The organism is Mesorhizobium sp. M0904 (assembly GCF_040319475.1).
GTDB lineage: Bacteria > Pseudomonadota > Alphaproteobacteria > Rhizobiales > Rhizobiaceae > Mesorhizobium.
In genome coordinates this window covers 25230-39235 of sequence record NZ_JAMYOC010000007.1, presented here as the reverse complement: position 1 = coordinate 39235, position 14006 = coordinate 25230, and the positions used below count along the sequence as shown (strand labels likewise).

Annotated in this window: 12 protein-coding genes; 8 read left to right on the top strand and 4 right to left on the bottom strand. The window is 62.7% G+C overall.

The window, feature by feature from the left end; all coding sequences use genetic code 11:
* Positions 1-26: 26 nt before the first annotated feature.
* Positions 27-1211, bottom strand: coding sequence for an acetyl-CoA C-acetyltransferase (locus NKH80_RS09375; protein WP_352991168.1), 1185 nt, complete (start codon positions 1209-1211; stop codon positions 27-29).
* Between the two features lie 278 nt (positions 1212-1489).
* On the opposite strand from NKH80_RS09375, the gene phaR reads away from it, so the two are divergent.
* On the top strand, positions 1490-2098 hold the full coding sequence (gene phaR / locus NKH80_RS09370) for a polyhydroxyalkanoate synthesis repressor PhaR (protein WP_254816501.1): 609 nt from the start codon (positions 1490-1492) through the stop codon (positions 2096-2098).
* A 109-nt stretch (positions 2099-2207) separates the two neighbouring features.
* On the opposite strand, the gene NKH80_RS09365 is transcribed toward phaR, so the two are convergent.
* The gene (locus tag NKH80_RS09365; RefSeq protein ID WP_352687230.1) at positions 2208-2654 is read right to left on the bottom strand and encodes a hypothetical protein; all 447 of its coding nucleotides are present in this window, start codon (positions 2652-2654) and stop codon (positions 2208-2210) included.
* Positions 2655-2754: 100 nt separating this feature from the next.
* Here NKH80_RS09365 and NKH80_RS09360 point away from each other — a divergent pair, with 100 nt between their 5' ends.
* Entirely contained in the window at positions 2755-3408 is a 654-nt protein-coding gene (locus tag NKH80_RS09360; protein WP_352991165.1) for a TetR/AcrR family transcriptional regulator, read from the top strand.
* Between the two features lie 42 nt (positions 3409-3450).
* Here NKH80_RS09360 and NKH80_RS09355 read toward each other — a convergent pair whose 3' ends face one another.
* The gene (locus NKH80_RS09355) at positions 3451-4599 is read right to left on the bottom strand and encodes a citrate/2-methylcitrate synthase (protein ID WP_352991162.1); all 1149 of its coding nucleotides are present in this window, start codon (positions 4597-4599) and stop codon (positions 3451-3453) included.
* A 92-nt stretch (positions 4600-4691) separates the two neighbouring features.
* Here NKH80_RS09355 and NKH80_RS09350 point away from each other — a divergent pair, with 92 nt between their 5' ends.
* The 6 genes from NKH80_RS09350 to NKH80_RS09325 all read left to right on the top strand — a co-directional run bounded on the left by NKH80_RS09350 (position 4692) and on the right by NKH80_RS09325 (position 12951).
* Positions 4692-5780, top strand: coding sequence for a citrate synthase/methylcitrate synthase (locus NKH80_RS09350; protein WP_352991159.1), 1089 nt, complete (start codon positions 4692-4694; stop codon positions 5778-5780).
* 199 nt (positions 5781-5979) lie between these two features.
* Positions 5980-6762: a 3-hydroxybutyrate dehydrogenase gene (locus NKH80_RS09345; protein ID WP_254816506.1), complete on the top strand. Its 783-nt coding sequence runs from the start codon at positions 5980-5982 to the stop codon at positions 6760-6762.
* Between the two features lie 26 nt (positions 6763-6788).
* Positions 6789-7919: a patatin-like phospholipase family protein gene (locus NKH80_RS09340; RefSeq protein ID WP_352991393.1), complete on the top strand. Its 1131-nt coding sequence runs from the start codon at positions 6789-6791 to the stop codon at positions 7917-7919.
* Between the two features lie 384 nt (positions 7920-8303).
* Entirely contained in the window at positions 8304-9515 is a 1212-nt protein-coding gene (locus tag NKH80_RS09335) for an efflux RND transporter periplasmic adaptor subunit (RefSeq protein WP_352991156.1), read from the top strand.
* A 2-nt stretch (positions 9516-9517) separates the two neighbouring features.
* Positions 9518-12694 carry an efflux RND transporter permease subunit gene (locus NKH80_RS09330; RefSeq protein ID WP_352476140.1) on the top strand — a complete coding sequence of 1059 codons (3177 nt, stop codon included), beginning with the start codon at positions 9518-9520 and terminating at the stop codon, positions 12692-12694.
* 98 nt (positions 12695-12792) lie between these two features.
* The gene (locus NKH80_RS09325) at positions 12793-12951 is read left to right on the top strand and encodes a DUF3309 family protein (protein ID WP_023678456.1); all 159 of its coding nucleotides are present in this window, start codon (positions 12793-12795) and stop codon (positions 12949-12951) included.
* Positions 12952-13014: 63 nt separating this feature from the next.
* Here NKH80_RS09325 and NKH80_RS09320 read toward each other — a convergent pair whose 3' ends face one another.
* Positions 13015-13977 (bottom strand): SDR family oxidoreductase, encoded by a 963-nt coding sequence (locus NKH80_RS09320; protein ID WP_352650943.1) that lies wholly within the window; start codon positions 13975-13977, stop codon positions 13015-13017.
* Positions 13978-14006: the final 29 nt, after the last annotated feature.

Genomic DNA, 14006 nt, shown 5'->3' with positions numbered 1-14006 from the left:
GTATCCTACTCGTATCGCTTATCTCATCACAATGCTTCCACGCACATAGCAACGCCCATACCGCCGCCGATGCACAGCGTGGCAAGACCTTTCTTGGCACCTCTGCGGCGCATCTCGTAGACCAGCGTGTTGAAGATGCGGGCGCCCGAGGCGCCGACCGGATGGCCGATGGCGATGGCGCCGCCATTGACGTTGACGATGGACGGATCCCAGCCCATGTCCTTGTTGACGGCGCAGGCCTGCGCAGCGAAGGCCTCGTTGGCTTCGACCAGATCGAGGTCGCCGACCGACCAGCCGGCCTTGGCCAGCGCCTTGCGCGAGGAGGGGATCGGTCCCGTCCCCATGATCTGCGGGGCGACGCCGGCGGTCGCCCAGGAAACGATGCGTACCAGAGGTGTGATGCCGCGCCTTGCGGCTTCCGCTTCGGTCATCAGCACCACGGCGGCGGCGCCGTCGTTGATGCCGGAAGCATTGGCAGCAGTCACCGTGCCTTCCTTGTCGAAGGCGGGCTTGAGCTTGGTCATGGCGTCGATTGTCGCGCCGTGGCGGATGTATTCATCCTGGTCGACTACGGTGTCGCCCTTCCTGCCCTTGACTGTAAAGGCAACTATCTCGTCCTTGAATTTTCCGGCTTTCTGCGCGGCCTCGGCCTTGTTCTGGGAAGCCAGTGCGAACTGGTCCTGGTCGTCGCGGGTGATCTGGAACTGGCGAGCGACATTCTCCGCGGTGTTGCCCATATGATAGCCGTAGAAGGCATCGGTCAGGCCGTCCTTGATCATGGTGTCGATCAGCTTGAAGTCGCCCATCTTGACGCCACCGCGCAGATGTTGCGCATGCGGAGCCATCGACATCGATTCCTGGCCGCCGGCAACGATGATCCTCGCGTCGCCCTGGGCGATCTGCTGCATGCCGAGCGCGATGGCCCGCAAGCCCGAGCCGCAGAGCTGGTTCAGGCCCCAGGAGGTAGCCTCCTGCGGCACGCCGGCGGCCATAGCCGCCTGCCGCGCCGGGTTCTGCCCTTGGGCCGCGGTCAGGATCTGGCCGAGAATGACCTCGTCCACCTCCTTGCCCTCGACGCCGGCACGGACAAGCGCTTCCCTGACGGCGACCGCACCCAATTCATGGGCTGGCGTGTTGGCGAAGGCGCCGTTGAAGGAGCCGACAGGCGTGCGCGCTGCACTGGCGACAACGATGGCGTTGGAAGCGGACATGTTCTTCTCCAGGCTTTCGGGGAACGATTTCGGGTGCCGTCGGGGACTTTTCTTGCCCTTTCCACAACCCGAGTCAAACCCGAAATGGGCATGGCGTCCCACTGCCGCAAGCAGGCCGCCCGTCGCTGCAACGGCGGCCCGTCCGTGCTGCGCAGCATAAAATGTTCCCGCACTGCACAAACTGCTTGGATTCATGACGCTTTTGCGCATATCCTTTAAAAAGGCGCAATCGTTACCGGCGGCTTACTTAAGCTGGCCGGTGTCCGGGGAGGATGCAGATGGCCGCAAAAGACGAACCTATTGTTATCAAGAAATATGCCAATCGCCGTCTCTACAATACGGGCACCAGCACCTATGTGACGCTCGAGGATCTCGCTGAAATGGTCAAAAAAGGCGAGGACTTTACTGTCCAGGACGCCAAGACCGGTGACGACATCACGCATCCGGTGCTGACCCAGATCATCTTCGAGCTGGAGAACAAGGACGGGCAGAACATGCTGCCGATCCCGTTCCTGCGTCAGCTCATCGCCTATTACGGCGACCAGATGCAGATGATCGTGCCGAGTTTTCTCGAGCAGTCGATGCTGGCCTTCTCTAAGGAGCAGGAACGCTTTCGCGAACAGATGAAAGATGCGCTCGGCAAGTCGCCGATGGACATGATGAAGATCGCCACGCCGATCAAGGTGCTGGAGGAGCAGACGCGGCGCAACATGGAAATGTTCCAGAACGCCATGCGGCTGTTCACACCGTTCCCGCCTGCGGGCTCTGCGCCGGCAGCAGCGCCGGCCGAACCGGCTAGGAAGGAAACACCGGAAAAACCCGACGACCTTCAGGAACTGAAGGAGCAGATCGCCGCGATGCAGCGCAAGCTCGACACGATGTCCTGACTGCCGGCTGGCGAAGTGCCGGCCGAAACTTCCTTCAGCAGACCGTGTGATAAAACATCTTCGTCTCGAAAGGCGGAGATGTCATCCATGCTATGCTTCGTGGCATGCTCTATTTCGTGGTCACCGTCACCAGAGCGGTAACAGGTTTGCCGTCTACTAGAATGGGCCGGTGATGATCATCGGCAAGAAGCACGCCGATTACGTGTCTGCCGGCGGCATTCGGGCAATGGCCGAAACGGGCCTTGATAAGGTCACCGCCAAAGTCGCTGTTCATGCTGTTGTACGGCTTGCCGGGGATGTTGCAGGTGTCTCCGTCGGGATCGATCTTCATATGCACGTGGCCGCATTGGCTGATTTCCCCACACTCACCCGCAGGGAGCAGCCTGAAGTTGCTCCTGACGACGACGCCTATCGCCTTCTCAGGAGCATTGCCCAGTTCGACAACTGAACCTGCGGCCGGCCAGGCGATTTCCAGGGTGGGCCGATCCTCGGCCTCGGCAGACACGAGCGACAATAAGGAGAAAGCGAGGGCAGTCGTTGCGGTGATGCGAAACATGGTAACCTCCGTTGCGATGTAAACATTGATTACATACGCAGCGCTCGAACGCAAGGGAAATAATCAGTGTTTACATCCGCTCTCGTGCTATTTGGCTGAGATGACCAAGACTACTGATTCCGACGAAGCCGGACATGCCAAGCGATACCATCACGGCAATCTTGTCGAGGCCTTGATCACGGCAACCGTGGAGATCATCGAGGAACGGGGAGCCGAGCATGTCTCCGTACGCGAAGCCGCAAAACGTGCTGGCGTTTCACCCGGCGCACCATTCCGGCATTTTCGATCGAAAACAGCGTTGCTAACCGCGGTCGCCGAACAAGCCATGGATCGGCTGACAGAGGCTGTTGCCAAGGCGCAGTCGAAAATCGGCAGCGCAGATCCCATTGAGGCTTTCGAAGCAATCGGACAAGGCTATCTGGAATGGGCAATTACCAACCCCACGCATTTCCAGATCATCAGTTCCAGAACACTAATTGATTTTGAAGCGTCGGACAGCCTTCGTCATCAGAATGAGGCTATTCGGCGGAGGATGATCGACTTGCTGACGCAAGCGCAACAACACGGTCGGCTTGCTCCCGACATCGACTTTGATCATCTTGTGCTTGCCGCGCGTGCACTCGTGTATGGGTTGGCACGCATGGCGCTCGATGGTCATTTCCGGGAATGGCATCCGTCCGAGCCGCCAGCCCTGGCCGCGCAGCGGGCTCTCCGACTTTTCATTAGCCGTATGACCATTCTATCTAAAGCTTAAATCCGCCAGCACCCAAAAAAGGGCCCGGGATTGCGCCGCCAGCTAATGGAACTCCGGCAGCGGTCCCTGGTAGCGGGCGCGTGGCCGGATCAGGCCGTTGCTTGTCACCTGTTCCACGGCATGCGCGGCCCAGCCGACGCTGCGGCCGAGCGCAAACAGACGGAACGGCGCATCGGACGGCAAGCGGAGGCTGCGCGTCAGCGCAGCCAAGGCGAAATCGACGTTCGGGCGCATGCCCGTTGCCGCAAAGGCCGCATCGCAAAGCCGCAGCAGCCCATCATCGACATCGATAGCGGCCAGCAAAGGTTCGGCGCGCGGATCGCCTTCGGGATAAAGCGGATGGCCAAATCCGGGCAGTGGCATGTCGTGACCGAGCCAGCGTCCGACGGCCGCATCCGGCCCCAATCTCTGCGCATCCTCACCCAATATCATGACGGCCTCCGCGGCGGCGCCATGGCGCGGACCGGAGAGCGTGGCGAAGCCGGCAAGCAGGCAGGCCGAAACAGGTGCGCCGGTGGACGCGGCGACCCGTGCGGCGAAGGTCGATGCGTTCAATTCGTGATCGGCCAACAGTACGAGCGAGCGGCGGATCAAGTCTGCGCCGACCGCATCGAGCGACCATCCCCGCGCCAGCCTTTCGTGCACGGCACCGGTTCCGGGAATCGCGCCGAGCGCCTGGGCCAGGGCGGCGATGGCGCCGGCCGCATCGTGGTTGAGCGAAGCTGATCGGCGGCCGAGCGAAGGCCGGCCGGTGGCCGCCAACGCGGCCAATTCCACGAAGGCGGCTGGCCGGCCAGTTGCGCCGTTGCCGTGGCGGCTCGCCGAGACAAACGACACTGGTGCGTCAGATGCCCAAAGCAGGTTTGCCGTCTGCTCCAGTGTGGCAGCCTCGCAGAGTGCAACCGCATCCTGGCCGCGATAGACGAGGCGGCCGTGCAAAACGGTCGAGATCGTGGTGGCGATCGCCGGCTCACCCCAGGCAATTGCACTTTCGGCGATGGCCTGGGGATTTCGGCCGCGCGCCCGGCGGCTCGCCAGTGCCGCGATGTCGTCGGCGCGATACTGGCTACGGCGTGGATCCGCCCGGTCCGGCCGCATGCCGATGCGCCCGCGGCTGACATAGGCATAGAGCGTCTGGGCGCGCACCTTGAGACGCTCCAGGGCCTCGTCCCGCGTCAGCCACTCCGTCATGTCAGTCCTGTCATGTTGATTCTGTTGATCAAGATTGATGATCCAGTCGCCAACCCTTATCTACCGCGCGGAAAGGGTCAAGGAGAAAACCAATGGCGAATGGGCTCGATGATGTGGTGGCGGCGGAAACGGTGCTCTCCGATGTTGACGGTCTTGGCGGCCGCCTGACCATCCGGGGCCATTCGTTGCCCGAACTGGCAGGCCGCTGGAAATACGCCGAGGTGGTCCATCTGCTGTTCGACGGCTTTTTCGACGATTTTCCCGACGACAAGGAGCTGGCGAATGCGATCGGTCGGGCGCGCAGCGAAGTGTTCGGGCAGATCGAACCCTTGCTGCCGTTTCTCGCATCCCTCGATATCTACAGCGCGATGCGCGCCGGCATTGCGCTGCTGCCGGACGGCGGCAAATTGCCGGACGCGCTGCGGCTGGTTGCGGCGCCTGCCGTGCTGACGCCGGCCTTGCTGCGCTTGCAGCGCGACGAAAGCCCGATTGCGCCCGATAGCAAGGCCGATCATGCCGCCGACATGCTGCGGATGCTGACCGGCATTGCGGCCTCGCCGAAGTTGGCGAAGGCACTCGATGCCTATCTCGTGACGGTTTGCGACCATGGCCTCAACGCATCGACCTTCGCCACGCGCGTGGTCGCTTCGACGCAGGCCGGGCTTACTTCGGCGGTGCTGGCCGGGCTCGGAGCGCTCAAGGGGCCGCTGCATGGCGGCGCCCCAGGTCCGGTGATCGAGATGCTGGATGCGATCGAGGCGCATGGCGACGCCGCCGGCTGGCTGCGTGACGAGATCGGGCGCGGCCGCCGCATCATGGGCTTCGGGCATCGCATCTACCGCGTGCGCGATCCGCGTGCCGACGTGCTGAAAGCGGTGGTGCGGCAACTCGGCGCCAGGGGCGTAACCGGCCACCGGCTGGCGTTTGCCGAGAGCGTGGAGCAAGCGGCGCTCGAAGTGCTTCGCATCGCCAAGCCGTCGCGCTCGCTCCAGACCAATATCGAGTTCTTCACAGCACTTCTGCTGGAAGCGGCGGGCTTTCCGAAAGAGGCGTTCACCAATGTCTTTGCCGCCGGGCGCGTCGCCGGCTGGATTGCCCATGCGCGCGAGCAGCAGACGAGCGGACGGCTGATCCGGCCGCAGTCGCGCTATATCGGGCCGGTCCCAGACCTCGTCGCTTGAGGATTTTTCCCTCGCATACTTGCGGAAGCCGGTCGCAATAGCCGGCGCCGGACACCTCTCTCCTCGAGACAAGAGAGGTCCTCATGACAAAAATTTCATGTCATTGCTCCACACATCCGCTGTTCTTGGATGGCAGAGAACCTATATGCTGCAGTGCAACATGGTTCCGCGGGAACCCACTTCAAAGGAATAGCCAGCCTTGACCACCAGAAAAACCGCCATAGTGACGGGTTCTACCTCGGGCATCGGCCTGGCCATTGCCCACGCGCTCGCGGCCGAAGGCTGCAACCTCGTCGTCAATTCCTTTTCCGATACCGCAGACGACCACGCCATCGCAGACGCGATCGCGAAGCACCACAAGGTGAGGACCGCCTATGTCAAAGCCGACATGTCAAAGCCGGCCGAGTGCCGGGCTTTGGTGGCGAAGGCAGCCGAGGCATTCGGCTCGGTCGACATCCTGATCAACAATGCCGGCATCCAGCATGTCGCGCCGGTGGAAAGCTTCCCAATCGAAAAGTGGGATGCGATCATCGCCATCAACCTGTCATCGGCCTTCCATACCATCGCCGCCGCGATCCCGTTGATGAAACAGGCCGGTGGCGGCCGGATCGTCAACGTCGCCTCGGCCCACGGCTTAGTCGCGTCGCCGTTCAAGTCGGCCTATGTCTCGGCCAAGCATGGCATTATGGGCTTGACCAAGACTGTCGCCCTGGAGCTGGCGCGCGACAAGATCACCTGCAATGCCATTTGTCCGGGCTATGTGCTGACGCCGCTGGTCGAGGCGCAGATCCCCGACCAGATGAAGGCCAACAAGATGGACCGCGAGACGGTGGTCCGCGAGGTCATGCTCGAAAAGCAGCCGACCAAGGAGTTCGTTACCGTCGAGCAGGTTGCGGCGGCGGCAGTGTTCCTATGCTCGGATGCGGCGGCGCAGATCAACGGCACGCACATCTCTGTCGATGGCGGCTGGACCGCTCAGTGAGCCATCCAGCGGTCAAGGGCCACGCCATGCCGAAAAACGGCAAGGTGGAAGAGCCAAAGAAGATCAACATCGCGCTGCAAGGCGGCGGCTCGCACGGGGCGTTTTCCTGGGGCGTGCTCGATCGGCTGCTGGAGGACGGACGCCTCGATATAACGGCGGTTTCGGGCACCAGCGCCGGCGCCATGAATGCCGTGGCGCTGGCCGACGGCTTTGTCCGCGGCGGCGTCGAGGGTGCGCGGCGGAAGCTCGACGATTTCTGGCGTGCGGTGGCGGCAAAGGGCCGCTTCAGCCCGGTGCAGCGCATGCCTTGGGACGTCGCCTGGGGCAATTGGTCGATCGAGAACACGCCCGGCTATTTCCTGTTCGATACGATGTCTCGGGTATTTTCGCCCTATGTCGCCAATCCGCTCGCCATCAATCCGCTGCGCGACGTGGTCGAACGTGAGATCGATTTCGACAATGTGCGCGCCTGCAAGTCGATTGAACTGTTCATTTCCGCTACCAATGTCGAGACCGGCCAGTTGCGGGTCTTCTCTGACGGCGAGATCGACCTCGACACGGTGATGGCGTCGGCCTGCTTGCCGCAATTGTTCCGTGCCGTCGAGATCAAGGGCGTGCCCTATTGGGATGGCGGTTATGGCGGCAACCCGGCACTGTTCCCGTTCTTCAAGACGGCGGCCACCGAGGACGTGCTTTTGGTTCAGATCAATCCGGTGGTCCGCGAGGGGACGCCGAAGAGCGCCAATGAGATTCAAAACCGCATCGACGAGATCACCTTCAATGCCGGGCTGTTGCGCGAATTCCGCTCGATCGCCTTCGTCAAGGAATTGATCGCCGCCGGCCGACTGCCGCGCGGCGAATATCGCGACATACGCATGCACCGCATCGACGCCGACGAAGCGTTCAAGGATTTGTCGGCATCGTCCAAGGTCAATGCCGAATGGGCGTTCCTTGCCTATCTGCGCGACCTCGGTCGCACCGCGGCCAGTGACTGGCTGGAAGAAAACTACGACGCCGTCGGCAAGCGGCCGACGATCGATCTGTCCGGCGAGCTCGATGACGGCCTGAAGCCGGTACGCGGGCCCGCGCCGGGCCGGCGGGTCAAGGAGTTTCTTGCGGCGCGCAAGCAGCCCGAGGCCGCCCGCCGTCCGGCCTAGAACGGTCAATCCTTTCGGAAACGCCGAACCGCTCTATCTTTTTCTTTTTGTTTGACGCAATTCCGGACGGAAACCGTTTCACACTTTTGCTGGAATTGCTCTCGCTCCTCCGCAAAGCAGATGACATCGCAATCTGTCCAATCATCCTGACACTTGCTGCCATACCGCTGTTTTGGCGATCAACAGCCGATGCTGCAGCCGCATCTTTGCCGACAAAGCAACAATCCATCAACTTTTCTGACTATATTGCGCCGCAACTTTGAGGTAGAAGCGCGCTTCGCCGATCACGGCAATTTGAATACGGCCTCGCGCGCACCCATATCGGCGACGCGCCCCAAGTAGAAGATGCGGCTTGGCCGAACCCCGCGCACTGGAAAAATAACGATGCCGAAATTCAGGTTTCACAAGCTTGCTGCCATTGTTGTGCTCATCGGTTTCGCCGGCTGGATGGCGACAGGCGAGTTCTCGTCCGTCGGCAGCGCGTCCGCCGACAACAAGCCCAAGGCAGGAGAGGTCGAGCAGCCCAAGACAGCCGACGCAGGCAAGCCCCAAACTGGCGAACAGGGGGCTGCCAAGCCGGGGACTGCCGAGGCGGAACAGCCCAAGGCGCCGTTACGCACGGTCGCGGTCATAACCCCGCCGCGACGCACCTATGCACGCGCTATCCGCATTTCCGGACTGACCGAAGCCGACAAGCGCGCCGTCCTGGCGACACGCGTCGCCGGCGTCATCGACAAGCTGCCGGTCAAGCAGGGTCAGCACGTCAAGGCCGGCGACCTGATCCTGATGCTTGCCGCCGAGGAAAAAATCTCGGCGGTCGACAATGCCAAGCAGCTTGTCGTGCAGCGTGAGGCAGAGCTGGCTGCTGCCCTGCGGCTGATGAAAACCGGCAATCTGCCCAAGTTGCAGCTCGATACAGCCCGCTCCAACCTGACGCTGGCCAAGTCGCAACTGGACGCAGCGCAAGCCGAACTCGACCGCAACGAGGTGAAGGCGCCCTTCGACGGCGTTATCGACCGGGTGCCGGTGGAGCTTGGCAGTTCCGTGATGCAGGGCGGCGAGGTGGCTACTATTCTCAGCCTCGACCCCGTGATTGCGCGCGGCGAGGTCAGCGAACGCGATCTCGGCTATCTGAAGATCGGTGACAAGGCGAATGTGCGTCTGGTCAGCGGCCAGAACGTCGAGGGCATCGTGCGCTACATCAGCCGGGATGCATCTTCGGCAACCCGTACCTTCCGGGTCGAAGTCGCCATCCCGAATGCAGATGGTTCCGTACCGGCCGGCATGACGGCCGAAATCGCGCTCAGCGCCCAGCCGACCGACGCCGTCATGCTGCCGCGCTCGGTGGTGACGCTCGGCGACAAGGGCGACCTCGGCATCCGCGCCGTCGACAAGGACGACAAGGTCGTGTTCTTCCCGATCGACCTGGTCGACGACACGCCGACCGGCCTGGTGCTTGGCGGCATTCCGGCCGACGCCCGCATCATCGTCGCCGGCCAGGAGCTGGTGAAGGAAGGCGAAGTGGTCAAGCCGGTCGAAGCGGACCAGGCGACCATCCAAAAGCTGTTGGGCGAAGCGACGACCGGGACGCAGTAATCATGGACATCGTCAAACTTGCAATCAGCAATGCCCGGCTGACCATTTCGGTCCTGGTCTTTCTCATCCTTGCCGGTGCGGTTGCTTACCAGTCGACGCCGAAGGAAGCGGAACCGGACGTTCCGATTCCGATGATGTATGTCAGCCTGATCTACCAGGGCATCTCGCCGGAAGATTCCGAGCGCCTCCTGCTGCGGCCGATGGAAGCCAAGCTGAAGAGCCTGAAGGGCCTCAAGGAGATGCGCTCGGCCGCCTTCCAGGGCGGCGGCTATGTGCTGGTCGAATTCCAGCCACAGACGGATCTCGCCACCGCGCTGCAGGACACGCGCAGCAAGGTGCAGGACGGCAAGGCCGACCTGCCGCAAGCGGCCGAGGAGCCCGTGGTCTCAGAGGTCAACATCTCCGAGTTCCCCGTCCTGGTCGTGACGCTGTCGGGCGAGGTGCCCGAGCGCGTGCTGACGGCGGCGGCGCGCGAGTTGCGCGACCGCATCGAGGAAGTGCCTGGTGTGCTCGAGGGCTCGCTGCAGGGTGCGCGCGACGACCTCGTCGAAGTGGTCATCGATCCGATGAAGCTGTCTTCCTACGGGCTGCAGCTCGACCAGTTGATCGGTGCGGTCGGCGCTTCCAACAGTCTTGTCGCCGCCGGCAATATCGAAGGGTCCGAGGGCAAATACGCAGTCAAGGTGCCGTCGCTTATCGAGACGCCAGAGGATGTGGCGGCGCTTCCGGTCGTCGCCGGCCCCAATGCCGTGGTGCAGGCCAAGGATATCGCCACCATCCGCTCGACCTTCAAGGACGCCGAGACGGTTACCCGCCTCGACGGCAAGCCGGCGATTGCCATCGAGGTGAAGAAGCGCATCGGCTCCAACCTGATCGATACGATTGGCAAGGTCAGGGAGGTGTCCGACGCCTTCATCAAGACGATGCCGGAGGGCATGCACGTCACCTACACGCAAGACAAGTCCGTTTTCGTGAACCAGTTGCTCGGCGACCTGCAGAACCACGTGATGATCGCCGTCATCCTGGTGTTCATCGTTATCCTCTACGCGCTGTCCGGCCGTGCCTCGCTGCTGATCGGACTGGCCATCCCCTCATCCTTCCTGATCGGTATCCTGTTGCTGGCAATGATGGGCTACACGATCAACATGATCGTGCTGTTCAGCCTGATCCTGGCGGTCGGCATGCTGGTCGACGACGCCATTATCGTCACCGAATTCGCCGAGCGTCGCATGAGCGAGGGCATGCCGAAGCAAGAGGCGTTCGCGCTTGCCGCCAAGCGCATGGCCGGCCCGGTCATCGCGGCGACGATGACGCGCATTGCCGCCTTCTCGCCGCTGTTGTTCTGGCCGGGCATCATCGGCGACTTCATGAAATATATGCCGATCACGCTGATCGTGACGCTCTCGGCCTCGATGCTCTATGCGCTGGTCTTCGCGCCGACGCTGGGCGCGATATTTGCCAAGGCGCCGGCCCATCACCCCGACGACAATCGCGACGGCTGGTACATGGCCGTGGTCAAGCAGGCGGTGCACTATCCCATCACCGTGCTTGTCCTCACTGTGGCGCTGTTGTTCGGCGTCGGCTACGCCTATTCGAAATTCGGCGCCGGCGTCGAATTCTTCCCGAATGTCGAGCCTGACTACGGCCTGCTCTATGTCCACGCCCGCGGCAATCTTTCGCTTGCCGAAATGGACGCGGCCACCAAGACGGCGGAAAATCGGCTGCTCGGTTGGCCGGGCGTGAAGTCCGTCTATACCCGTGTAGGCAAGACGCAGGGCGGCGGCCAGGACGTTCCGGAAGACGTGGTCGGCGTGATCCAGTACGAATTCGTCGACTGGCGCGAGCGTAAATCGGCGAACTCAATCCTGGACGAACTGCGCGGCGTTATGGCCGGCATTCCCGGTGTCGACGTCGAGGTTCGCGTGCCGGAAGCCGGCCCGCCCACCGGCAAGCCGATCCAGATCAGGCTTTCGGCCGTCGATCCGAAGGGCCTTGACGACAAGGCCCGCGCCGTCGCCGCGCGCATTGCCAAGGTGCCCGGCGTCATCGATATTTCCGATGGTCTGGCGCCGCCCGGGGTCGACTGGGCGCTCGAGGTCGATCGCGCCAAGGCGGCGCAGTACGGCATCAGTCCGACCGCGGTCGGGACGGTCGTGCAATTGGTGACCAACGGGCTGAAGCTCAGCGAGTACCGGCCAGCCGGCGCCGACGATGCGGTGGACATCAGGCTGCGCCTGCCCGAGGATCGGCGCACGCTGTCGACGCTCGACGAACTCAGGGTGCAGACCGCGCAAGGCTCGGTGCCGATCTCGAACTTCGTCGTGCGCAAGCCGGAGCCGACGGTCGGTATCCTCAACCGCATCGACGGCGCGCGAACGGTGGTCGTCCAGGCCAACGTCGCTGCCGGCGCCCAGGTGGCTGCCGTCCAGCAGGAGGTCACCAAAGCTGTCGCCGACATGAACCTCGGCAGCGGCATTCGCTGGAAGCTTGCCGGTTCGAATGAGGACAGTGCGGAGGCCGGGGCCTTCCTCAGCAAAGCCTTCGGTGCGGCGATCTTCCTGATCTTCATCGTGCTTCTGGCGCAGTTCAACAAGTTCACCAGCGTCTGGCTGGTGCTGTCCTGCGTGGTCATGGCGACGATCGGCGTGTTCCTCGGGCTGCTGCTGACGGGAGAGGCATTCGGCATCGTCATGTCGGGCATCGGTGTCATTGCGCTGGCCGGCGTGGTGGTGAACAACAACATCGTGCTGATCGACACCTATGACCGGTTGCGCGAAGAGGGCTGGGACAAATACGAAGCCGTTCTGCAGACCTGCCGCGAACGTGCCCGCCCGGTGGTGCTGACGGCAGTGTCGGCGATCCTCGGCGTGCTGCCGATCGCTTTCGGCCTCGGCCTCGAAATCTTCCACCACGAGACGACGATCAACGCGCCGTCGACGCAATGGTGGATTTCGCTGTCTTCGGCTATCGTCTTCGGGCTGTCCTTCGCCACCGTGCTGACGCTGGTGGTGACGCCGTCGATGCTGATGGTGTTCACGCGCGCCAAGGTCAAACCCGGTGCGCGCCGTGGCTGGTTCAGTAGCCTGTTGGGGCGTCGCAAGGCCGACATCCCGTCGAAAGGCCTGGACGCCGATCTGGGCGCCGAGCCGGCGATCGCCTTCCCGAAGGCCGCCGAATAGAGTCCGATTGCTGCCCTGATCAAGCAAAGGCCGCCCGGGAACAATGGGCGGCCTTCTGCATTGTTTCGTCATTGCAACCTCAAAGCGAGGATTTTCTGATGACGATCAGCACCATTCTCATCATTATTCTTATTCTTATCCTGATCGGCGCGGTTCCGGCGTGGCCGCATTCTCGGTCCTGGGGTTACGGCCCATCGGGCATCGTCGGCGTCATCCTGATCGTTGTCTTGGTGCTGCTGTTGATGGGCCGGATCTGAGCGCAATCATTGGTCCGGACAAGCGGCGGATGACCGTCAGACCATCCGTCTTTTTCAACTTCCTTATTGGGCAGCTTGCTGCACCGGCTTGGTTGTGGCGACGCCGATATCCTCAAGCGCTTCCGATACTGCATCTTCCAGCGGCGTGTGCGGGATCGTACCGATAATGCCTTCCAGCCGGGCTGAAGCCAGCCGGTGCGGCTCGAAGCGGAGATAGGACATCGAAACGATCTCGCGCCACATCGCCACGAACGGGCTGCCGGCGCGCAGCACCCACCACGGCATCTTCGTCAGCTTCAGCGCGTGCCCGAGCGCCTTCTCCGCGGCCGCCTTGATGTCCAGATCGGTCACCGCATGGCCAGGAAAATTCAGCGCCTCGTATGAGCCGAGCTTGTCGAGATTGTCAGCCAGCCCGACGAAGGTCTTGGCCAGGTCGGGCAGATAGGCCCATTCATGCACGAGATCGACCGGTCCCGGTGCCGTATAGATACCCTTGGTCATCTTGGCGGCGACAACCAGATCGAACCACGATCCGCTGCCGGTGCCGCCGAAGAAATCACCGGCGCGCAGCAGGATCGTGCGCACCCGACCCGCGTCCGCCTCGCGGCGAAACAGATCTTCCATGGCGACGCGGATGCGGCCCTTTTCCGTCGTCGGGCGAAACGGCGTGTCTTCGGCGATCACCGCCGGCATCGGCGAGCCGTAATTGTAGACGGTGCCCGGGAAGAGATGCAGTGCGCCGTTCGCCCGGCAGGCAGCCATGACGTTCTCCGCCATCGGCAGACACTTGCCCCAGTCGGTGTAGAGCGGGTTGAGGCCGTTGAAGATGATGTCGACGCCTTCGGTGGCGCGGATCAGCGCGTTGCGGTCGAGCGCGTCGCCGGCGATTGCCGTGGCGCCTTTGAGCTCGGCCGGCACCTTGCCGCCGCGGGTGACGGCGCGGACATCGTAGCCGGCATCGAGGAAGGCCTTGGCCACCGCACGGCCGAGCCGGCCGTTGGCGCCGAGAATTGCGATCTTGGTCATTGTTCGTCTCCGTGTTTGTGTTGCGACCC